The organism is Caryophanon tenue, assembly GCF_001700315.1.
Lineage (GTDB): Bacteria > Bacillota > Bacilli > Bacillales_A > Planococcaceae > Caryophanon > Caryophanon tenue.
Map to the genome: position 1 here is coordinate 496,846 of NZ_MASJ01000001.1, position 23,097 is coordinate 519,942.

The 23,097-nt window shown below is 40.1% G+C and carries 20 protein-coding genes and 1 riboswitch; of the genes, 16 read left to right on the plus strand and 4 right to left on the minus strand.

The genetic code is table 11. From position 1 onward, the window contains the following. Positions 1-228: 228 nt before the first annotated feature. From A6M13_RS02335 to A6M13_RS02395, 13 genes are all read left to right on the plus strand, one after another. Entirely contained in the window at positions 229-3,042 is a 2,814-nt protein-coding gene (locus tag A6M13_RS02335) for a 2-oxoglutarate dehydrogenase E1 component (protein WP_066542553.1), read from the plus strand. 83 nt (positions 3,043-3,125) lie between these two features. After that, the gene (gene odhB, locus A6M13_RS02340) at positions 3,126-4,370 is read left to right on the plus strand and encodes a 2-oxoglutarate dehydrogenase complex dihydrolipoyllysine-residue succinyltransferase (protein ID WP_066542554.1); all 1,245 of its coding nucleotides are present in this window, start codon (positions 3,126-3,128) and stop codon (positions 4,368-4,370) included. 482 nt (positions 4,371-4,852) lie between these two features. Beyond that, a complete protein-coding gene (locus A6M13_RS02345; protein WP_066542560.1) occupies positions 4,853-6,304 on the plus strand; it encodes a circularly permuted type 2 ATP-grasp protein in 1,452 nt (483 codons plus the stop codon). Next, positions 6,297-7,238 (plus strand): alpha-E domain-containing protein, encoded by a 942-nt coding sequence (locus A6M13_RS02350; protein ID WP_066542562.1) that lies wholly within the window; start codon positions 6,297-6,299, stop codon positions 7,236-7,238. The genes A6M13_RS02345 and A6M13_RS02350 overlap by 8 nt, the downstream gene beginning before the upstream one ends. 45 nt (positions 7,239-7,283) lie before the next feature. After that, positions 7,284-8,141 carry a transglutaminase family protein gene (locus A6M13_RS02355; RefSeq protein ID WP_066542564.1) on the plus strand — a complete coding sequence of 286 codons (858 nt, stop codon included), beginning with the start codon at positions 7,284-7,286 and terminating at the stop codon, positions 8,139-8,141. Between the two features lie 208 nt (positions 8,142-8,349). Then, positions 8,350-8,534: riboswitch (Lysine riboswitch) on the plus strand. A gap of 114 nt (positions 8,535-8,648) precedes the next feature. Continuing rightward, positions 8,649-9,479 (plus strand): transporter substrate-binding domain-containing protein, encoded by an 831-nt coding sequence (locus A6M13_RS02360; RefSeq protein ID WP_066542565.1) that lies wholly within the window; start codon positions 8,649-8,651, stop codon positions 9,477-9,479. Between the two features lie 94 nt (positions 9,480-9,573). Then, positions 9,574-10,296, plus strand: a complete 723-nt coding sequence (locus A6M13_RS02365) for an amino acid ABC transporter permease (protein ID WP_066542567.1) — start codon at positions 9,574-9,576, stop codon at positions 10,294-10,296. Positions 10,297-10,305: 9 nt separating this feature from the next. Beyond that, a complete protein-coding gene (locus A6M13_RS02370) occupies positions 10,306-11,040 on the plus strand; it encodes an amino acid ABC transporter ATP-binding protein (RefSeq protein ID WP_066542569.1) in 735 nt (244 codons plus the stop codon). A gap of 84 nt (positions 11,041-11,124) precedes the next feature. Next, on the plus strand, positions 11,125-12,894 hold the full coding sequence (locus tag A6M13_RS02375) for an AAA family ATPase (protein ID WP_066542571.1): 1,770 nt from the start codon (positions 11,125-11,127) through the stop codon (positions 12,892-12,894). Next, a complete protein-coding gene (locus A6M13_RS02380) occupies positions 12,884-14,113 on the plus strand; it encodes a hypothetical protein (RefSeq protein ID WP_066542572.1) in 1,230 nt (409 codons plus the stop codon). The genes A6M13_RS02375 and A6M13_RS02380 overlap by 11 nt, the downstream gene beginning before the upstream one ends. A gap of 134 nt (positions 14,114-14,247) precedes the next feature. Next, the gene (locus A6M13_RS02385; RefSeq protein WP_066542573.1) at positions 14,248-14,736 is read left to right on the plus strand and encodes an RNA polymerase sigma factor; all 489 of its coding nucleotides are present in this window, start codon (positions 14,248-14,250) and stop codon (positions 14,734-14,736) included. Beyond that, positions 14,726-15,655: a hypothetical protein gene (locus A6M13_RS02390; protein WP_066542574.1), complete on the plus strand. Its 930-nt coding sequence runs from the start codon at positions 14,726-14,728 to the stop codon at positions 15,653-15,655. The genes A6M13_RS02385 and A6M13_RS02390 overlap by 11 nt, the downstream gene beginning before the upstream one ends. 349 nt (positions 15,656-16,004) lie before the next feature. Beyond that, complete coding sequence (locus A6M13_RS02395; protein WP_066542665.1) at positions 16,005-16,208, plus strand: DUF6501 family protein; 204 nt, start codon at positions 16,005-16,007, stop codon at positions 16,206-16,208. Between the two features lie 71 nt (positions 16,209-16,279). Here the strand turns inward: A6M13_RS02395 and A6M13_RS02400 are convergent, their stop codons facing one another. From A6M13_RS02400 to A6M13_RS02415, 4 genes are all read right to left on the minus strand, one after another. Further along, the gene (locus A6M13_RS02400) at positions 16,280-16,489 is read right to left on the minus strand and encodes a DUF2187 family protein (protein WP_066542575.1); all 210 of its coding nucleotides are present in this window, start codon (positions 16,487-16,489) and stop codon (positions 16,280-16,282) included. Positions 16,490-16,762: 273 nt separating this feature from the next. Continuing rightward, positions 16,763-17,836 (minus strand): toxic anion resistance protein, encoded by a 1,074-nt coding sequence (locus A6M13_RS02405; RefSeq protein ID WP_066542576.1) that lies wholly within the window; start codon positions 17,834-17,836, stop codon positions 16,763-16,765. 10 nt (positions 17,837-17,846) lie between these two features. Further along, positions 17,847-18,485 carry a 5-bromo-4-chloroindolyl phosphate hydrolysis family protein gene (locus A6M13_RS02410; protein ID WP_066542577.1) on the minus strand — a complete coding sequence of 213 codons (639 nt, stop codon included), beginning with the start codon at positions 18,483-18,485 and terminating at the stop codon, positions 17,847-17,849. 164 nt (positions 18,486-18,649) lie between these two features. Then, positions 18,650-20,365 (minus strand): methyl-accepting chemotaxis protein, encoded by a 1,716-nt coding sequence (locus A6M13_RS02415; RefSeq protein ID WP_066542578.1) that lies wholly within the window; start codon positions 20,363-20,365, stop codon positions 18,650-18,652. A gap of 145 nt (positions 20,366-20,510) precedes the next feature. Between A6M13_RS02415 and A6M13_RS02420 the strand changes: the two genes are divergently transcribed. The 3 genes from A6M13_RS02420 to A6M13_RS02430 all read left to right on the plus strand — a co-directional run bounded on the left by A6M13_RS02420 (position 20,511) and on the right by A6M13_RS02430 (position 23,094). Further along, the gene (locus A6M13_RS02420; RefSeq protein WP_066542579.1) at positions 20,511-20,801 is read left to right on the plus strand and encodes a DUF1033 family protein; all 291 of its coding nucleotides are present in this window, start codon (positions 20,511-20,513) and stop codon (positions 20,799-20,801) included. A gap of 226 nt (positions 20,802-21,027) precedes the next feature. Beyond that, positions 21,028-21,228: a cold-shock protein gene (locus A6M13_RS02425; RefSeq protein WP_066542581.1), complete on the plus strand. Its 201-nt coding sequence runs from the start codon at positions 21,028-21,030 to the stop codon at positions 21,226-21,228. Positions 21,229-21,384: 156 nt separating this feature from the next. After that, complete coding sequence (locus A6M13_RS02430) at positions 21,385-23,094, plus strand: S-layer homology domain-containing protein (protein WP_066542582.1); 1,710 nt, start codon at positions 21,385-21,387, stop codon at positions 23,092-23,094. Positions 23,095-23,097: the final 3 nt, after the last annotated feature.

A 23,097-nucleotide genomic window follows, 5' to 3' on the forward strand; every position in this document is an offset into this window, starting at 1 on the left:
ACCTTGAATTAAGACGAGTTATACGCTCTAGCGTAAAAAAATGCTTTTTTTACGCAAAACTGTTGTATTTTTTGTGAAGAGTAGTAAGATTGAAAAGGAAAAAATGTTCTTAATATTATCAGCTTAAACGCTTATAAATCGCAACGAAGCGTGGTAATATTGTAAGTGATTCATTGATAACAAAATTAATGGACTGCCTACTAAAGGCAAAATTTGGAGGTTATTTTCATGTCGAACAATGTAACGCCTGCAGGTTCTGTTTGGTCAGCTTTCTCAGGTCCAAACCTTGGTTATGTGCTTGAACAATACGAGTTATTCGTTCAAACACCAGAAGAAGTAGATCCAGACCTTGTAGCATTATTTGAACAATTTGGAGCACCTATTGTAGACGGTGTGGCTACTGCTGAAATCACAAGCGCTGGCACAGCTGTTGCACAAGCGGACTTCAAAAAAATCTTAGGTGCTGTACAGCTTGCACAAGCAATCCGTCAACACGGTCACTTAGCAGCAGATCTTTATCCATTAAAAGATCGTAAACTAGATACTTCTCGCATTGAAGAAAGCGCATACGGTTTATCAGCAGCTGATTTAGCAGCATTACCAGCAACAATCTTCTTTGAGCAAGTACCAGCTGGCGTAACAAATGGTAAAGAAGCAGTAGATTACTTAAAATCAGTTTATGTAGGGAAAATTGGTTTTGAATACGGTCAAGTTTCGAATAAAGAAGAATTTGCTTGGATTCAAGCGCAAGTTGAAGGTGGCGCTTTACAGTCTACACTTTCAAATGATGAGAAAAAAGCAGTTCTTGAGCGTTTAACACGTATCGAAGGCTTTGAGAAATTCATCCACAAAACATTTGTTGGTCAAAAACGTTTCTCTGGAGAAGGTTTAGATACGCAAGTTATTTTATTTGATGAAATTTTAAAAGCTGCTGAAACAGCAAAAGTAGAAAACGTACGTATCGGTATGGCTCACCGCGGTCGTTTAAATGTGTTAACACACGTATTAAACAAACCATATGCGATGATGTTCGCTGATTTCGCACACGTAACAAACGACTACTTCTTACCAGAAGATGGCCGTTTATCAATCACTAAAGGTTGGACAGGTGACGTTAAATACCACATGGGTGCATCTTACAACCGTGAATCAGGTATGAACGTAGCTTTAGCATATAACCCTTCTCACTTAGAAGTGGGTGCACCTGTTGTTATGGGTCAAACGCGTGCAGCACAAGACAAACGTCAACAAGCTGGTGCAGTAGACTTTGATGCATTAAAAGCATTAGGGATCATTGTACACGGTGACGCTGCATTCCCAGGACAAGGGATTGTAACTGAAACATTAAACTTTGCGCAAACTGAAGGTTTCACGAACGGTGGTACAATTCACATTATCGCAAACAACATGATCGGTTTCACAACTGAACATTATGATTCTCGTTCTTCAGTTTACTCTTCTGACCCTGCAAAAGGTTATGAAGTACCAGTAATCCACGTGAACGCTGACTCTCCAGAAGATGTTGTAAACGTAGGTCGCTTTGCAGTTGCATACCGTCAAAAATTCCAAAAAGACATCTTAATCGACTTAATCGGTTACCGTCGTTATGGACACAATGAAACGGATGATCCGACTGTAACAAACCCTGATACGTATAAATTAGTAGCGAAGCATGACACAATCCGTAAAATGTACGGTGCTGAACTTGCAGCTGCTGGTATCGTAACAGCTGAACAAGTAGATGTTTTAGATAAAGACATCTATGCAGAAATGCAAGCAGCTTACGACCACGTAAAAGAAGTTGGTAAAACAGACGAGCACAAGCACGTTGAAATGCCAGAAGAATTAAAAGTAAACTTCCCAGAAGTAGACACAACTGTAGACGCTGAGCGCTTAGTAGCAATCAACGAGCAGTTATTAAAATTCCAAGAAGGCTTCGAGCCACAAAATAAATTAGGTAAAATTTTAGCAAAACGTTCTGAAGCATATACATCAGCGAAAATTGACTGGGGTCATGCAGAAACATTAGCGTATGCGACAATTTTACAAGACGGTACAGCAGTACGCTTTACTGGTCAAGATGCACAACGTGGTACGTTCTCTCAACGTCACTTAGTGTTACACGACAAAAACAACGGTTCAGTATTCACACCGTTACACCACATTGATGGCGCGAAAGCATCATTCACTGTACACAACTCACCACTTACTGAAGCAGGTGTTGTTGGTTATGAGTATGGTTACTCATTAGAAACAAAAGATACGTTAAATGTTTGGGAAGCACAATTTGGTGACTTCGCGAACATGGCACAAGTAATGTTCGATAACTTCATTTCTAGCGCTCGCTCTAAATGGGGTCAAAAATCAGGCTTAGTCATTCTTTTACCACACGGGTACGAAGGTCAAGGCCCAGAACACTCTTCAAGCCGTATCGAGCGTTTCTTACAAATGTCAGCTGAAAACAACTGGTTCGTAGCAAACTGTTCAAATGCAGGTAACTACTACCACTTATTACGTCGTCAAGCGGCATTATTAAATACTGAAGGTGTTCGTCCATTAATCGTGGCTTCTCCTAAATACTTATTACGTCACCCACTTGCAGCAGCATCAGCTGAGCAATTAGCGACTGGTAAGTTTGAAGAAGTAATCGAGCAACCAGGCTTAGGCCAAAATGCAGAAGCGGTAGAAAAAGTATTACTTGGTACTGGTAAAGTAACAATTGACCTTGCTGACCGCGTGAAAGATGGCGAAGGGTTCGATCACTTACACATCGTACGTGTAGAGCAATTATATCCATTCCCAACTGCACAAATTCAAGAAATCGTTGCACGTTTCCCGAATGTGAAAGAAATCGCATGGGTACAAGAAGAGCCGAAAAACCAAGGTGTTTGGAACTACGCTTTAGAGCAACTTCTTGAAGTATCAGCAGGTAAGAAATTATCATACGTTGGTCGTCCAGCAATGTCTTCAACTTCTGAAGGTGACGCAGACTCACATAAAGAAAACCAAGCGAAATTAATTGCAGAAGCAGTAGCAAAGTAATATAACTATATATGGTGAGAGGTTTACAAGCCTCTCACATCTCTAACATTTAATGGTTGTTTATTATAAGGAGGAAAATGATCGTGGCAGAAATTAAAATCCCTGAATTAGCAGAATCTATTACAGAAGGTACTATCGCCCAGTGGGTGAAAAAAGTTGGTGACCGCGTAGAAAAAGGCGAGTTCATCATGGAATTAGAAACAGATAAAGTAAACGCTGAAATCATTTCTGAAGAAGCAGGCGTATTAACTCAAATTTTAGCTGAAGAAGGCGACACTGTACAAGTAGGTCAAGTTGTAGCAGTAGTAGAAGCAGGCGAAGGCGCTGCTCCAGCACCAGCTAAAGAAGAAGCTCCAGCAGCTCCAAAAGCTGAAGAAAAACCAGCTCAAGAAGCACCAAAAGCTGCAGCACCAGCACCAGTAGTAGAAGAATCAGGTGAACGCGTAATCGCTTCTCCAGCAGCTCGTAAATTAGCTCGTGAAAAAGGTATCAACCTTGCAGACGTGAACCCAGTTGACTTACAAGGTCGCGTACGTGTACAAGACGTAGCAGCACACGGTACTGCACCAGCAGCGGCTCCAGTAGCAGCTTCAAACGGTCCAGTAATCTTCGCTCCAGCAGCAGACACTGACCGCGTAACAATTGAAAAAATGTCTCGTCGTCGTCAAACAATTGCAAAACGTTTATTAGAAGTTAAACAATCAACTGCAATGTTAACAACATTCAACGAAATCGACATGACAAACATCATGGCATTACGTAAGCGTAAACAAGATGGCTTCGTAAAAGAAAACGACATCAAACTTGGTTTCATGTCATTCTTCACAAAAGCTGTTGTTGCGGCACTTAAGAAATACCCATACGTAAATGCTCAAATCTCAGGTGACGAAATTCACTTAAACAACTTCTTCGATATCGGTATCGCTGTATCAACTGAAGAAGGTTTAGTAGTACCAATCGTGCGTGATGCAAACGCTAAAAACTTCGCTGAAATCGAAAAAGATATCGCTGGTTTAGCTGCAAAAGCACGTGACAAAAAATTAGGCTTAAACGACATGGCTGGTGGTTCATTTACAATCACTAACGGTGGTGTATTCGGTTCATTAATGTCTACACCTATCATGAACGGTACACAAGCTGGTATTTTAGGTATGCACTCAATCGTTAACCGTCCAGTAGCTGTTAACGGTGAAATCGAAATTCGTCCAATGATGTACGTGGCACTTTCTTATGACCACCGTATCATCGATGGTAAAGATTCTGTAGGCTTCTTAAAAACAGTTAAAGAAATGATTGAGAACCCAGAAGATTTATTATTAAACTCTTAATTTATACATTGAAAAGCACTATCCGATTTAACGATCGGATAGTGCTTTTTTTTTGCTCTTTTTACCATAACTTAATATACGCCAGCGTTTACAGTATGACGAAAAGGTAGAAACATTATTGTGAAACAGCATATCGTCTACTTTTCTTTCGATATATTCGTTTAGATACGTACTGATTTCAGTGCATGGTCTAAATATACAAGCGTTATGAAGCTGTGAGCAGGGCATAGGTGGCTCACGTCATAAAATCAATACGGAAACATGGAAATTTTATGACCATCATAAAAAATTTTTTTGAAATTATATAAATGTCACATGTACATGTAAGAAAAGCGCTTACATTTACTGTTAAGAACGTTTCTATGTAAGAAAAATAGTTGTAATTTTCTGACTAAAAAGAAAAATTGGTTGAAGAAAAAAGGACTTTTTTATGTCAATATTGTATTTTATTACTATAGCAAATTGAATTGGAGGCGATGAATATGTTTCATTCGTATGACGCAAGTGGCTTTTATGATGAGATGTTGACGCAAAATGGTCCGAAAAAGCATTACACACCATTTTATGAACAAATTTTAAAATTGACGCACACGGAATTATATGAAAAGCATAAAGCAGCACAATCAAGCTTTTTACGACAAGGAATTACGTTTACGGTATACGGCGAAGAAGGCGGCACTGAACGCACGATGCCATTTGATTTTATTCCGATCATTATTCCAGCTGATACATGGCAAACGGTTGAAGCTGGTATGAAGCAACGCGTTGAAGCATTGAACGCCTTTTTACATGATGTGTATCATGAGCAAAAAATTATTGAAGCTGGCATTGTGCCACGTGAGTTAGTCGAACAAAATCCGTATTACTATAAGCAAGTAGACGGTGTTTCAGTTCCGCTGAACAACCATATCTTTTTAGCTGGCATCGATTTAATTCGCGATGAAGAAGGAAACTATTGTGTGCTCGAAGATAATTTGCGTAACCCATCCGGCATGAGTTATGTGTACCAAAATCGTTTTGCGATGCGCAAAACATACCCGGAATTTTTCCATAATTACTCAATTGAAACATTGGATAAAAATTTAGCAAAGATGCAACAAGCGCTTTTATCACACCGTCCACAACAATTGCCAGAACAACAAGAAGCATTTGCGGTGTTATTAACAGCAGGCGTGTATAACTCTGCTTATTATGATCATGTGTTTTTAGCGAAAGAAATGAATATTCCACTGGTAGAAGGTCGTGATTTAACGGTAATTGATGATATCGTTTATTTAAAAACGATTCGTGGGTTACAACGAGTAGATATTATTTATCGCCGTATTGATGACGATTATTTGGACCCAGAAGTATTTTTAGCAGAATCGATGCTCGGTGTACCACATATTATGAATGCGTATAAGGCAGGCAACGTTGCCATTTTAAATGCGGTGGGCAATGGCGTCGCGGATGACAAGGCGATGTATATTTATGTGCCTGATATGATTCGCTTTTATTTAAACGAAGAGCCAATCATTCAAAATGTCAAAACGTATCGTTTAGACGATGAAGAGACGCGTAATTGGGTACTGGAACGTTTAGATGAATTAGTGATCAAAAATGTCGGTGCATCAGGGGGGTATGATATGTTGATTGGCCCGCATGCAACGCCAGCGCTACGCGAAAAATTCCGCGAGAAAATTTTAGAAGCACCGCATCAATATATCGCACAACCAACAATTAAATTATCGCGCGCACCAGCATATCAAGATGGGCGCTTTTATCCATGCCATATTGATTTACGTGTATTTGTTGTACGCGGTGAAGAAACGAGTATATTACCAGGAGGCTTATCACGTGTCGCACTAAAGGAAGGCTCACTTGTCGTGAACTCATCACAGGGTGGAGGCGGAAAAGATACGTGGATTTTAAAGGAGGCAAAGGTTCATGCTTAGTCGAGTAGCAGATTCACTTTATTGGCTTGGTCGTTATGCGGAGCGTGTCGAAACAAATGCGCATATGACAACAAGTCAACTTGAAAATATGCTGGAGCACCATACACCACATATCGATACGTTTTGGAAAACATTGCTCGATATTTGTGGTTATCAAGACGATTTCCATACGCGCTATGAGCAACCGACAACGGAAGATATTTTATATTATTTAGTGAGCGATCAGCAAAATTTCAATTCTGTTGCGGCATTGATTGATAGCATTCGTTTCAATGCGAAAAATGCCCGCAATTGCATTCCGAATGGCTTATGGGAAGAATGGAATACATTTTATTTAGCGATGATGCAGCAGCCGTTAACGCAACCATATACCGTACTTAAAACAACAGAGTTTTTAACGCAACTTCGCCGAACAGCATTAACCGCTACTGGTACGATTGATTCGTTAATGACACGTGATGAAGGCTTTCAATTTATTAAAATCGGTAAGTGGATTGAACGCTCTGAAAAAACAGCACTTATTTTACTACGTATGTTAGAACAACAAGATACATTAACAACCGATACAACAATGGCGACAACATTACAGCTAACGAATGCGTTAGAAGAGTATGCCCGTCGTTTCCGCAGTCGAAAATCCGAAGATATTATTCAATTTTTAGTGAGTGATAGTAAATGTTCACGTTCAGTGACGTACGGCATTCGCAAAATTAAGCGCACAGTATTAGATATTGAACAGGAAACATTACAGCCACACTCGGAGGACTTGTTATTTGCATTAGATGAGTTAGAAGCACTGCTTCAGCAAAATGCACACAATATGACAGTCGCTGAACGGAAGGAATGGGTTGCGACAATTCATACAAAATGTATGCATTTAGGACCTATTTTCTCAAAGACGTATTATTTAACGGTACCAATGTTAGTCGAATGACTGCCGACCAAACAAATGAGCCAATAACAGCAAAGGGGTCGCATTATGAAGTATGAAATTATCCATACAAATATTTTTAAATATGAAAGTCCAGTAGAACAATCGCTCAATACGATTCGTTTGAAGCCACGTAATAATGAATGCCAACGTTTAGTATCATATAACGTGAAAATTAATCCAGTATCACTAACGAAGGAGTATTTAGATATATGGCGCAATCATGTCGAAAATTTCTTCATCGCAGGCAAACATGATGAATTATCGATTGTGTCGCATTCTGTCGTGAGTGTACAAAAGGCACCTTATGTTTATCAACTACAATTTTCTGAGGAGATGCGCAATATTTTTTATTCGCAGCTGTTCCATGAGCATTACTTAGCATATTTAATGACGTCACAATATACGACGTTATCGGAAGCGCAACTACAGCAAATTTTGCGCATTGTCGGCTCGCCGAAAAAAAATCCGGTGAAGTTTGCATGTGATTTAATGACATACTTATACCACACAATGACATATGATCCGGAAGCAACCGATGTAACGACGACAGCACAACAAGCATTTGAATTGAAGCGCGGTGTATGCCAAGATTACACACAAATTATGCTAGGGGTGTTGCGCCACTGTGGCATTCCAGCACGTTATATTAGCGGCTATTTGTATGTAGGTGAAGGTGATGATTTAATTGGTGACGTTGCGACACATGCTTGGGTCGAAATTATGGTGCCTGGTATTGGCTGGGTAGGCTTAGACCCGACAAATAATGTAGAAGTGCTTGAAAATCACATTAATGTGTGTGTAGGACGTGATTTTCGAGATGTATCACCAGTAGAGGGTGTGTATCAAGGCGGTAATAATACATTAGAGGTAACGGTTGAAGTAAAGCAAATCAAGCATTTATAAAATTATATTATAAAAGTAATAATTTGCCTTATATTGTGCTAGAAAGAATGAATACATTACTTACTTTTGTAACTTATGTATGACAAAAAGCTGAATTGACGCAATTTTAAGACATTCAATAAAATTGAAGTTTTTTGAAAAATGACGTTGACATTATATTGTGAATATTATACTATCGAGATAACTTAAATATTAGATGCCTCACAGCTTGTGAGGTAGAGGCGCGGTTGTTCAAGAGCCATAACAGAGTATGAGGATACTATGACGTTATGAGGAGGGGACATCGCCGAAGCAACTATTACGTCCTCACGTAATTGCGCTGGGTCTGCAGTGAATAATTGCAGGACTGTCTTAATGATTGTACCAAATTCATTAAGTTGAGCTATCTCATTAGGGAAAACGTGGCATAACGCAGGCAAAATATGCGCGACCTAAGAGTACCATTTTCTTAGGTCGCTTTTTTCTTGATTTTTGTCTGATTATTCGTAATAAAAGGGGGATTTAGAAATGTCTAAAAAGTATGGGCTTTTCATGTTGATGCTACTGTTATCGGTTGTATTAGTAGCGTGTGGTTCGGATGAGGAATCATCGTCATCATCAGATGATAATGTATTAAAAGTAGGACTAGAAGCAGGGTATGCGCCATTTAACTGGACGCAAAGCGACGATTCAAACGGCGCAGTTGCCATTGAAGGTTCAAAAGAATTCGCAGGTGGTTATGATGTAGAAATCGCGAAAAAAGTAGCCGATAAATTAGGGAAAGAGCTTGTCATTGTAAAAACAGAATGGGATGGCTTAGTACCCGCATTACAATCAAACGTTATTGATGTCATCATTGCAGGGATGTCACCAACAGAAGAACGTAAAGAAGCAATCGATTTCTCTGATACATATTACGTATCAGATTTCGTGATCGTGACAAAAGCAGGCAGTGAATATGCGAACGCTAAAACGTTAGCCGATTTTGAAGGCGCAAAAATTACAGCACAATTAAACACATCAAACTATGATGTGATCGACCAAATTCCAAACGTTGACAAGCAAACAGCGATGGATAACTTCCCAGCAATGCGTGTAGCGATTGAATCAGGCGTTATTGATGGTTACGTAGCAGAGCGTCCAGAAGCGATTTCAGCTGCAGCAGCAAATGAAAACTTTGCGTATGTAGAGCTAGAAGATGGCTTTGATGTAGAGGAGTCACAAATTTCAGTAGCAATTGGTGTACGTAAAGGTGACGAAAACTTAGCAGCGATGAATGAAGCGTTAGCAGAGATTTCTGAAGAAGACCGTCAAACTTTAATGGAACAAGCAATTGCGAACCAACCAGCAGCACAATAATGCATAAAGGAGTCGTCTGCGTTTTGTGGACGGCTCCTTTGTTAAGTAATGATGAATAACAATGCCGATGATTGGCATGATGGAGGCTCCAACAATGAGTTTTGAAATTATGATGGATATTTTGGTCAATAACTGGCCGATGTTTTTACGCGGTGCGGGAATTACGCTTGCCATTGCCATTATTAGTACACTAATTGGTTCAGCAATTGGGTTCTTTATTGGTATTATGCATACCATTCCGGTGAAAAAGCGTTCGTTTAAAAGCGTTGTACTCAAAATCTTTAACTTCTTATTAACATGCTATGTAGAAATTTTCCGTGGTACGCCGATGATTGTACAAGCGATGGTCGTGTTCTACGGGTTAGCCGCATATGGTTTAGAATTAGACCGCTTCGTAGCGGCACTTGTAGTTGTTGGTTTAAATACAGGTGCATATATGGCGGAAATCGTGCGTGGTGGTATCGTTTCTGTTGACAAAGGGCAGTATGAGGCAGCGCAAGCAATCGGGATGAACCATTTCCAAATTATGATTCACGTTGTGTTACCACAAGTAGCGCGTAATATTTTACCGGCAACGGGTAATCAGCTTGTGATGAACATTAAAGATTCAGCGGTATTAAATGTTATTTCAGTAACAGAATTATTCTTCCAAACGAAATCAATTGCAGGCGCAACATTCCGTTTTGCAGAATCATTCTTTATCGCATGTGTCATTTACTTCGTCATGACATTTACAGCGACGCGTTTATTACGTTTAATGGAGCGTAAATTAGATGGTCCAGATGCGTATAAAGTTGAAAAGAAAGCAGAAATGTAGGTGAAACGAATGGAAACAGTGATTGATATCAAACATTTAAATAAAGCATTTGGACAGCACGAAGTATTACGTGATGTAAACTTCTCCGTTAAAAAAGGGGAGGTTGTTTGCTTAATTGGGTCGTCAGGTTCAGGGAAATCAACATTGCTACGTTGTATTAACTTACTTGAGACGCCAAACGCAGGGGAAATCATTTTTAATGGCAATAATATTTTAGATGATAAGCACGAAGTCGAAGCATATCGTACACATTTAGGTATGGTGTTCCAGCAGTTTAACTTATTTAACAATATGAATGTATTAGCCAATTGTACGGTTGGGCAGCGCAAAGTATTAAAGCGTGACCAAGCAACTGCTGAACAAAATGCCAAAAAATATTTAGATATCGTTGGAATGGGGCAGTATATTCATGCAAAGCCACGCCAATTATCAGGTGGTCAAAAGCAGCGTGTGGCGATTGCACGTGCATTAGCGATGGATCCAGAAGTCATGCTGTTTGACGAGCCAACATCGGCACTAGACCCAGAAATGGTCGGCGAAGTGTTAAAGGTCATGCGTCAGCTAGCAGATGAAGGGCGTACGATGTTAATTGTGACGCACGAAATGGAATTTGCGAAGGAAGTATCGGACCGTATCGTCTTTATGGATAAAGGGGTTATTGTAGAAGAAGGGCATCCTGATGATGTGTTAGTAAAACCGAAGCATGAACGTACGAAGGCATTTTTAGCGCGTACATTAAAATAAGGTAGAGTTGTGATGCATTTTGCATCGCAGCTCTTTTTCTTTTTGAAACGCCCGTGCTACACTAATGGATAAGAGGTGAAACGCATGGCACAAATGTATTGGGAAACAGAAGGGGACCGCGCAGCAATTTATGAAGCGGTTGAACGATGGAAGGAACAGTGTTTATATAAAGATGGTTCATTATGGACGAATGCACCGATTTGGACAGCCGAAAACTTACAGCACTTTTATGAACGTTTAACGAAAACACCACTCGTGGATAAACGCTCATTTGATGAGAAGTTACAGCTCCAGCTAGCTGGAGCACCGCAGTCCATTTATCAATTAGCAATCGAAGTACTGTATATTTATTATTTATTTCCATATAGCGGCTCTGTCCGTTATGAAACGAAATTGCGTAAACTAAACGATGTCGCAGCATGGGGCAATATACCGTTACTAGAGCAAGAGGATATGCTACAGGCGCTAAAGCTAGGGCTTGGCGCAACCGGTACATTTTACAATACAGCAAAGTGGCATGAAATTATTTATATTGTACAAGTAGCACTTGGCTTCAAGGAAGTGCCAGCCTCAGAGCGCCCAGCCATTTTGCGCCGACCGGAGAGCGATTTAAAGCGCGTATTGGAGCAAGCAAAACAGTTCGCTGAAAAAAATGTACAAATGCATCATATTTTAGCGCATTTACTCGCGCCTCATTATTATGAATGTATTGCGAGCGGTAGCCATAAAGAGCAAATTGCCAATGCATTCTTTCAATATATTAAGCATGCCGAGGAGGATATTGACCGTAAGCTCTTTGATATTCGCCAAGCATTAGAAGAAGAAGGTACATATACACCCGTTCACTATTATCACAATGCGGAGCTATATGAGCGCTGGCAAGCAGGCAGTGTCGTACAAGAAGACAATATCCGTTATGAAACGCCAACTGAACGTGATTGGCTTGCGGGTTTAGTATTTGATGATGAAGCAGGTGTGTTAAAGACGCAAATTGACAGTGCGTTAAAAAGTGGTAAACATATTATTTTAACGGGCGCACCTGGCACCGGGAAATCAACATTAGCGAAGCGCATTTGTGATTATGCGAATATGCCATACACATTGACGACTGCTTCGCCAAGTTGGACATCTTATGATACGCTTGGCGGTTATCACCCGACACGCCAAGGTACCTTGACATTTCAGCCAGGTATTGTGCTAAAAACAATTAAGCCGACTACCTCTTGGCTCATTGTCGACGAAATTAACCGCACGAACGTTGATCAAGCATTTGGTGCATTATTGTCGGTGTTAGCAGGAGATAGTGTAACCTTGCCATACGAGCATGATAATGGACGAGCGATTACGATTCGTCGTGCGGAAACGACGGATTTTGCTGCGGAAGAGGATTATATCATCCCATCGGATTGGCGCATTATTGGCACGATGAATACACGCGACAAATCATCGTTATTTGAACTAAGCTATGCTTTTATGCGCCGATTTGCGTTTATTCCTGTACCGATTCCGCGTGTGATTACAACATCCTTAATGGAGGCGTATTTACGGGAATGGGCATTACCGACAACACTGGCACCACTGCTTGCACAGCTATGGCAGCATATTAATACAGTGCGCAAAATTGGTCCGGCGTTAATGGAAGATGTAGCGCGTTATTGTGCACAAAGTGGGCAAGAAGATATTGCCTCTGCGCTCATTTTATATGTGCTACCACAATTTGAAGGTGTGCCACCGCACCGTCTACAAGCGTGGCTACAAACATTCGCGACCGATTTTGATGATGTTGTCGCAATCGATATACTTTCAAGTTTTTGTGAAGACTTTTTTGAGATGGAGCCATTATATGAAGCATGAGGTGCTAGTCGATGAAGTACTGCCGTATTTAGTGACGTATTTACAAGACGGTCGTATACAGGCGGCAGCGCTAGTGGAACGCATGCCGGCAATTGATAGCATCGACCACGTATTACAAATTGCGATTTGGAAACAGCGCGAGACGCATCAGCTCCTTCACGCCTTACCGGATGCGATGCGAGAGTTACGAACAGGGCGTGATGAGCGACAAACACACAGCCCACATATTCGCGGCGCGATTCATTGGCAGCAAACGATTATTGAGCAAGTCACACAGTCACGCCAACATTATGTGTCGGTAGAAGTGACACACACACAGGATTTACCTGAAAATAATGTGCTGTTTTACGTAATCATCACGCTTGCGCAGTGGCTAGCGCGTGACAATTTTATGCAACGCTTTGAAACGCGGAATTGGTATGCTCCGCTAAAAGAGGCATTGCCACAGCTTCAGCAAGCCGCAGTGCATTTACGTACAACGCTGAAAAAGCGTGTCACACAACGTCAATTACAGCGCGTACAACAGCATCGTAAAATGTATTATCGCCTTGCCGCTACATTATACGTGCAAATTTGTGCAATTGAAGATGAACAGTATGATGCTTATGTGTTGCGTCAAGCATTGTATGAGCATTTAATTGTCCCAACGAATGAAGATGTATTGTTTGAGTGGTACTGGCTTGTGCAAATTTTAAAACGGCAGCAACAGCTGACAATGCATATGGCGACGAAACATACACGTGCGTTAGCGAGCTGGCATACCGTGCAGCATGACGTCGCTCTTTATTACAACAATGCCGGCTCATTGCGCACACAGTTTCAAACATTGCTGCATGAGCTAGATGGTGACCATCCGTATGTAACAGCTACGCGTCAGCAAGCAATACAGTATAACGAAGCGGCGTCCGTATTTTTTCAGCGGAAGCCGTCTCAAATTGTGTGGCGCGGGCGACCGGATTTTATCATCGAATATAGCGACCGGGAAACGAATAAACTAGTCGCGCTTGTGATTGGTGAGGTGAAGTATACCGTAGATGAGGCATATATGAAGCAAGGCTTACAGGAGCTATTAATGTATATGCATCATGTAGCAACAGATGCTGACGTACGGATTTACGGTATGTTATGTGTGGCGGCACATGACGGGGCTAGTACCGGCAATGTTCAAATTGTCTCGCCATTATCGTCCCAGCCCTTTTCGTTGCCATTTGAAGAGTAAACGGCGTCTGAGAACGATTTCTCGGACGCTTTTTTGTATCACAAATAAAGCTATACCTTTTTTGCTAAACGTTTAGAATAAAAATACAAATTTTTATACGTCGTTCGTCTATGTATATAGGGGAGGTGATAAGCATGTCATTTGAAGAACAGTATGATACGCATTTTGATGAAATTTTTCGCTATATTTTTTATATGACGGCTAGTAAAGAGCTAGCAGAAGATTTAACACAGGAGACTTTTATGCGTTTTTACCGCAGTGACTTTCGTGGGGAGAGCAGTGTGCGCACATATGTCCATCAAATTGCACGGCGTATTGTGTACGACCATTTCAGAAGGAAGAAACTCATTCAATGGTTACCATTTACACAGAAGCATGAACAAGTAACGACAGCACTTGAAGATGTGCTTATCATAAAAGAGGAGCACGAACAGTTATATAATGCGTTGCAGCAATTAAAGCTATCGTATAAAGATGTGCTCATTTATCGTAAACTCGAAGGCTACTCGATTCAGCAAACGGCACATATTTTAGGGTGGTCTGAAACGAAGGTCTCGAATACACAGCGTAGCGCGATGAAACAGCTACAACTACTGCTAGGAGGGATGCAAGATGAAGCATGACGACATGTGGAAGAAACTACAGCAGGTAGAAGCGGATGAGCAGGTGAAAAAGCGTGTGTATATGAATATTACGAGTAAAAAGCATCACGTAAAAAAACGTACACCACAGTTTGTCGCAGTAGCAGCCCTTTTCGTTACATGTTGCCTTATATGGCTCACGATAATCAATCCAGAATCTACAATGCCTCCACAAGCAAATGCAACAACGATTGATGTATTGTACAGCATGGATGCACCGAAAGAGGAATGGTTGTTACCACCTTCTAAACTACTGTATACAGGTCTTGAGAAAATTGACGACGAACAGCTCATTCACTTATTAGAAAGAATGATGAAAGGGCAACTGCAAGGGGATACAGTCGCACCTGAACGCAAGGAAGCGACCCTTGCAGAAATGTATCTATATGCTGTAGGGCGAACAGCGACAACAAATGAAGTATTTGCCATCAGTGATACGAAAATTTATCATCTCAATACAGGGAAGCTCTATCATCTATCTGAAGGAGATATTGATATTTTTTCATTGTTACTCACGCCAAACCATCGCATTATATGGATATGGGGTTTATATATACTGCCAATGTGGATGTTACAGTGGTGGATTAATCGACAGTATAAACGCATGAATCGTCCGCGCTTTGATGATAAACGGGCATACCCACGCGTATCAAAAGTACAGTATTATACACATAAAACATTATTAATTGCCCCACTTATTTTATTATTTGGTTTATTATTTTATACAGACTTAGCGCCACAATCAAAGTTATTATTTTTACTAGCATGTTGTATTTGTGTGCCCATTGCTTATTGGTTATTACTACGCATGTGTCGCGATGAAATGGATAAGCGTTATGAGACCATTCAATTTGTGGGCATTGTTTTGGCATCGTTATTGCTCGTTTTCACGATATTATAACGTCATGTAGTAGAACGTAAGTGACAAAAAAATAGACGAGCCCCAATCGTTTTATCATAAGCGAATAGAGACTCGTCTGTATCATTGTATTCAATTTGTGTGACTTATCGTCTTGAATTCCATTCACCATAAATAAAGAAACAAATAATCACGCCAATTGCTAGCGCGTAAAACCATTCTGGTACGCTGCTAATACCTGATAAATATACGATTTCAATCACCTCATATATATTTTATCAAAAAATTGCATTGTTTCCTGTATTTTTCCCCACAAAGTATGTAAAATCGTTTAAAATAAGGAGTAGAGTTTTGTGCTTTATTGCGCATGCAAAGTGAGGTTAGACAAACAATGTTACATTTAAAATGGAAAGATGCGCCAACGCTTCGTACAGTGAAGTGTGTACATACAAACGCATCGAAATATTTAGTGTCGAATGTATTAACAGTCGGTCAACAATATGAAGTGAAAAATGAAACGGAAGAATTTATTTTCGTTATCGATAACACAGGAAAAGTTGGCGGGTTCTACAAAGAATACTTCGAGGAACTATAATATAAAAAAACGCTCTCGGGTATATGCGAGGGCGTTTTTTTTATGTATGGACGATAAATCGTGTGGACATATTAAACTGCTTTGTCCATTTGCTCGACAATTTTATAATTGCGATGGTTGACAACCGTCATTTCATTTGGAATTTCATGCATCACTAGCTTGAATGAATCTTCAGTTAGCTCAACAAGCACGGAGTTATCATATAATTTCTGTACCGTACCTGCTAAATCTAAATTAAAGCGTGTAAATGTAATGTGATCCCCGACTGCTGCTTTTACCATAATGAACATCCCCTTTTGTGAAAGTGTATATTTTTATTTGAACACTATACCCAAATAAAAGTTGGTTGAAACAAATTATGAAGTAAATAGCTAAAAGTTTCCAAAAATTTGTTTTGTAATTACAGACAATTCTAATATTTTAAATGTATGAATGTCAAGCATATGTGCTATAAATTATGGAAAAATAAAAAATTTACATATTAAATAGATTGTAAAGAATTTGTTAAATGTACAAAAAAACGCTAGAAGGCGTATATTTTTCCTTCTAGCGTTTTAAGGCTGTTGTCGTTTTGCCATGCGTGATAGCGGGGCGTCAGACGTATGCAATTGTAAGTTTTTCTTCGTTTCAAGCTGTTTGCGTTCTAGTGCGATTGTATCTTGAATATTGGCCAATAGCTGTGTATGTGTATCGTAAATATCGCCGCGTTGTGCAAGTGCCAGCATTTCTGGATTTTTCGTTTCAAGTAGATTGCTAATATCATCTAGTTGCGCATGTTGCCGCAGTGATTTTTGCTGTTCGTGTAACGTTAACGTTAAACTAATTTGGGTTTTCCAAATGGGAATGGCCGTTTGTACAGAAGTTTGAATTTTATCAGCAAGCGTGCGTGATGTTTCTTGAATTAAACGAATTTGTGGTGCATTTTGGATGGTCATCATCCGTGCCATTTCCAAATCGTAAATACGCGCCTCAAATCGTTCAATTGCCGCATACCAATCTTTTAATTGTTGCTGCGCCATTGGGTCCTCGCTACGTGCTACATCCGCTTCTAACTGCGGGATATATTCATAAAGTAAGTCATTGCGTTTAATTTCCGCCGCCGCAATATATAAGTTCAGTGCATCAAAATACTGCTTATTTTGTTCAAATAATGTATCTAACATCGTTAAGTCACGAAGCAGCATTAGCTTTGAGCGTTCCAGTTGAATCGCAAGGCGGTCAATTTGAACGCTCACACGTTTATATTTACTCATCAATTGCTGTACAGGCGGAGGAGACTTTTTAAAGAATTTCTTTAAAAAGCCTCCTTGCTGTGGCTGTAACGATTGTGGGTTAATTTGTTCAAGCGTGTCCGTTAGCTGCTCTAATACATTTGAGACACCAGTTTGTTCTTTACGCTGAATTTGGGCAAGTAAATGATTGGAAAAACGAGAAAGTGCTAACTGGGCATCGGAACCGTATGCGAGCATTTTTTCGAAGTTTAAGACGTCAATCGTTTCAGCGAGCTGTTGTGCTTGTTGTTGCTGTGAAGCGGGGAGCGACTCGACTAATAGTGGTCGCTCCTCGCGACTTTTCGTTGGGCTAGGCATGCGTAGCATCTCATCTAGTCCGTCAAATGGCTGTTCCATGTCGCATCACCTACTCTATATCAATCGTTTTTTTCTTTTGCTCGGCCATGCTTGTCGCAAAGTCAATTTCGATTTTTAAATGTTCAATGTCATTTGCTAACACACTTTTTAAATCGCCTTCAATCGTTTCATGCATCAGTTCAATTGTTTGCTGTGTTTGTTGTAAGGCCATTTTCACCTCGGCATCTTTGAATGGCTGAGATGTTAACAGTGTATATTTCTCAGTAAGTGTCACCGCGGATTCTAAGTGTGCATAGAAAAATTGCTCTGCGGCATAAAAGCGGCGCGGGTCTTTTTTGACCGTTGCAATAATGCGTTTCCCGATACGTCCAATTTCTAAAATTTTCTTAAAGGATGTTACTGAACGTACACGTAAATACTGTTTTTGAAGTGCTGCTAAACGTTGCTGTGCAAGTTGTAGCTGTTCTTCTATATGATGATATTCCGCTTTTGTTAGACCGAATAGTTGCAATTGCTTTCTTTTTTGGATGGCTTTTATCATGGAAGCGGAGCCGATATATACCACGGCCATCGAGAAAAATGTCACAAATGCATTGATATCAAAAAAGAGGACCGACGCAGTTAATGCTAAAAAAGATAAAATAAAACTCGTTGTATGTCTCATGACGAAATGTCCTGCATGTAACATATAAGAGCGCCTCCTTAAAATAGTGTTCTTGTATATTTTACGTGAATGCGCCAAAAAAGTTTCATAATATGCTTCATTTTTCAAAAAGAAGTAGCAAAACATTTCATTTATGTGAACGAGAAATCGGCGTAAGTTACGGTTATCGCAATATTAGCCAATCCGTTTTATGAATCAAGACGTTCATTTTGTAAGTCGGTAATTAGCTCATTAATCGCGTTTAGCACTTGTTCGGATGCTGCTTCTAATGTAGCTAAATGTTCCTCTGCCTGCTCGTTGCGATGTGCGTGAAAGCTTTCTGCTGCTGCTTTAGCAGATTGATGAACTTGTGCATGATGCGTATCCATTTGTATATACGCAGGATGGCTTTTAAATTTTGTCACCGTTCGTTCATCTGTATACCATTTGCCAAGGCGACAATCTTTATGCGATGACACGGAAGCCGGTTCAATCGTTTCAAGTCCCATAAACATATTATAGACACGCCACTTCCATAAAATATGGTCAGCTTTGGATAGTTGTAATAGTGCAATACTTGAGAGTTGTACTTTATTATTGTCAATAACGCGTAAACGGAATTGGTTAATTTCTTCGCCAAGCCGATGAATACCCATCGATGTATCTTCACCATAGCCGCGTACATCATCTGAAAGCGCCGCAATCTTATTCATGCTTGTGGAAATTTCATCGACCGCTGCCGCTTGCTGTTCGGCAACCGCTGCTGTTGTTGTCACGTCCATACTAATATTTTCAATCGCGTCGACAATCGTTGTTAGCACAGGCAGGGAATGTTTAGCATCCATTGTTGCTTCGTGAATAATCGTTTTCGTCGAATGAATCGAATTGGACACTTCATTTGAAAAGCGTTTTAAATGGCTCACATTTGTACGTACTTCATCCAGTGCTGTAACCGTACTTTCTGCAAGTTTACGTACTTCTTGTGCTACAACAGCAAAGCCTTTACCATGCTCGCCAGCACGAGCTGCTTCAATTGACGCATTGAGCGCTAGTAAATTGGTTTGGTCAGCAATGCCGTTAATCAGCGTCACGACAGATTCAATATCTTGCACGCGTTTTTGTAAATCGCCAAATGTCTCGACAATGGTTGTAAACGTATGCTCTGTTTTAAAAATATCATTTAATGCCGCTTCGATTTCTTGCTGACCTTGTAGTGCAAGTTGAGCAGAATCAGCTGTGCTTTCTGAAATACGTGTAGATGTACGCGCGACTTCTGAAACGGCTGCTGACAACTCCTCAGTGGCACTTGCTGTACGTTGGATTTGTGCATTTTGCTCATCTAAACTTTGAAGTAAGTCTTTCATTTGCATAATACGTGCATTCGTATCCATTAAATCTGAAATTTCACGTACGACATGTTCAACGATACGTTCGGTCATCAGCTCGATTAATAATTGCTGGTCGATATTAATGGCTAGTTGTAAAGAATGGACGAACGGTGTTGCCTTTGATTTTCGTTTTACATGCAAAATATTAATGAGGTCAAAGCCAAATTGGTTAAAGACGACAAGTAATTTGCCAGGTTCAAAGTGATGCTTACGGAATTGATAAAAGAAACTTAATGTTTTTTCAACATACATATTATCACGCTCATGTCCGAAAAAACGCTCAATATAGCGTGTGATACTATCACGGTCAACTGGATTTTTCGTTGATGCATGAATATATGCAAGTCGTTCATCGAAATCATTCACCAGCTGCTGTAAAAACGGTTCGACGATTGGTGAGATATGTTGAAGGTTTGCAAAATCAAGAGACTGGAATGAATTGAGTGCTAACGTTTGTTGGAAACGACCATGTGCGTGTAAATCAGTTTCATGTAATAGGTTATGTGAAAATGGGCTCTCTTTCGATTGGAAAAACATCAATAAACACTCCTTTAGTATTGTGTGAAAAGGATTACTCTTTGTTATTATGCCTATTGTAACATAGCGATAATACGCTTCAATAGAACAATTTCAAAACTTTTGATACAATAAGCATCAGCACAATTTAAAGGGGTAAGTCAATATGTATGAGTTAATTGTAATGGAAGCAGACTATGAGCCATGGTGGCAATTTGATGGTTGGGAAGAATATATAATAGAACGTTTTCAATTTGAAAGTGAGCAAGAGCTAGAACAACATTTAACACTACTTTTAAATGTATATCGCTCAAAATATCCGCATGAAGAATGCCGTCAAAATATGTTTTATGCATTTTGGCATGACGATGAACAATTTTTCTGTGATGCGTGTGATGACGATGCACAGCTTTATCATGGCATTATTGTACAGCGCGCACCATTGGAAACTGAATAATCGAAACTGCGCGAATGTTTCACGAAATGATGAAAAGTGAATTGACAATTATAAGGGAAATGCTATAATTAAAATAACAAGTGAAGGCAATACCGGTAAAAGACAGATGGTTCACATATTCCAAAGAGTGATCGCGTTCGTTCGGTACTCTTCGGAATATGTGAATTTTTTCATGTACATGAAAAAATCATATATTGCTAACATTTATTTTTGGAGGTTTTCTCACATGAAACAAGGTACAGTAAAATGGTTTAACTCAGAAAAAGGTTTCGGATTCATCGAAGTAGATGGCGAAAACGACGTATTCGTACATTTCTCAGCAATCCAAGGCGAAGGTTTCAAAACTCTTGACGAAGGTCAAAAAGTGGAATTCGAAGTTGTTGATGGCAACCGTGGTCCACAAGCTGCTAACGTAACTAAACTTTAATTTTTATAATTAAACTTATTTTCGTTAAAATGAAGGCAAAGCTAACAGCGCGTTAGCTTTGTTTTTTTTTTGTGCACAATTAGCTCGCTACACCTATAGCGACTTATGACGCCGTTCGATATAATAAACAAGATAAATGAAGGAGGGTTTTACAGCATGAAGAAGTTTTTGCTCGCAACAACAGCTGTTGCGACGTCAGCAATGCTGGCGTTTGCACCGACAGCACAGGCTGCGACGTTTCAAGATATTGGCTCGTACAATGCCAATACGCAAAATGAAATTACAACGCTTGCAGAGTTAGGCATTATTAAAGGTGTGACGGCAACAACATTTCAACCGAACAACGTGATTAAACGTTCACATGTCGTGAAAATGTTAGGTCGTTTTTTAGTGAATCAAGGATATGCGACAATCCCAGCAGATGCTGCGACAAAGCAACGATATACAGACGTATCACTAAAAGGGGCCGATAAAGAGCTGATTCAGTACGCGGCGGTTGTAAAAGATTACGGCGTTTTTAACGGTACAAACGGCGCGTTAAACCCATCAGGTGAGATGAGCCGTCAAAATATGGTATTAGTGTTAAGTCGTGTTGTTGATGCAATTGAACAACAGGAAAACACATTATTACGTATGGCAGAAGGGAAAACAGCGAATGTTACAGACCTGGCGAAAGCAAAGGCGGAATCGCGTGAGCTTATTCGTGCATTTAGCGCACTAGGTTTATCAAACACGACGACATTCAACCCGACAAACACAGTCAAACGCGTACAGTTTGCATCATTTATGTATCGCATTATGGAGTTGTTAGAAGATGAACAGCCAGCAACACCTGGGACATATACAGCGAAAGATATGGGGTTAGCCTCGATTAGTCGCATTGACGCAACAGATGGTCTTGGCGCAACATTTACGAATGGACAAATCCAAGTTGCCCAAACGACAAATGAAGACCCTGATCTTTATTTTGAATTGATTGATGTTTTTGGGAAAACACTTTTCGGACATGAACGTATGACACCGGCGTACTTCTTTGCGGAAACAGATGGCAAAGTTTATTTGGACCAATACCAAGGTGTAGAGCTAGAAGTACCAGTAGCGGCATTTAAGCTTGATAAAGTAACGAGCTTCTCATACACAACGGCAAACGGCACAAAAGATGAGTATGCGGTGCTAAATTTAGGGGAGACCCTCGCGTTAAATGATGCGATTGGTGTCAATAATATCGTTACGTTAACGGTAAAAGGTACATACGGCGGTAGTAGTGTGACGCGTACAATTCGTTATTACTTTAACGGTTTAGGTGAAATTATTTTTGATACACCTCGTCAAAATGTGGCGCTAAATTATCATTATGAATTAATTGATACTGGAGATGTTATTGTTGACGGCGCTATTCAAACTGCGAAAAAGCTATACTATTTCCCAGTGTCAGAAACGGCTGGTTGGGACCAAGTCGCCTTTTCAGCAGACTGGACAATTGCCGACCTACAAAAGTTAACAGGTGTATCAGGTGAGAAATCTGCAGTTGACTTTGCAAAACACGATGCCGTATTAATTGTCGATGATACACTGACAAACTACGGTGTGAAATCGATTTACTTTATGGATGAATTTTTCACGCCTTATACTGTGAATGCCACACTACCTGTACCGATGACTGTAAAATCTATTGAAGTAATGGGCAGTGTCATTGCTAAATCGTCAGGGCCAAACACACTCGCTTTAACGATTGTCGGTGATAAAGCAGAGGAAGCATTGCTATTAGTGACAGCAACAAATGGTCGTGAGTATGTCTTTGGTTTAGTACAGCAAGGAACGAACTTTGTTTTAGAAGATTTAAGTGACCTTGGCTGGGAGATGTAAAGA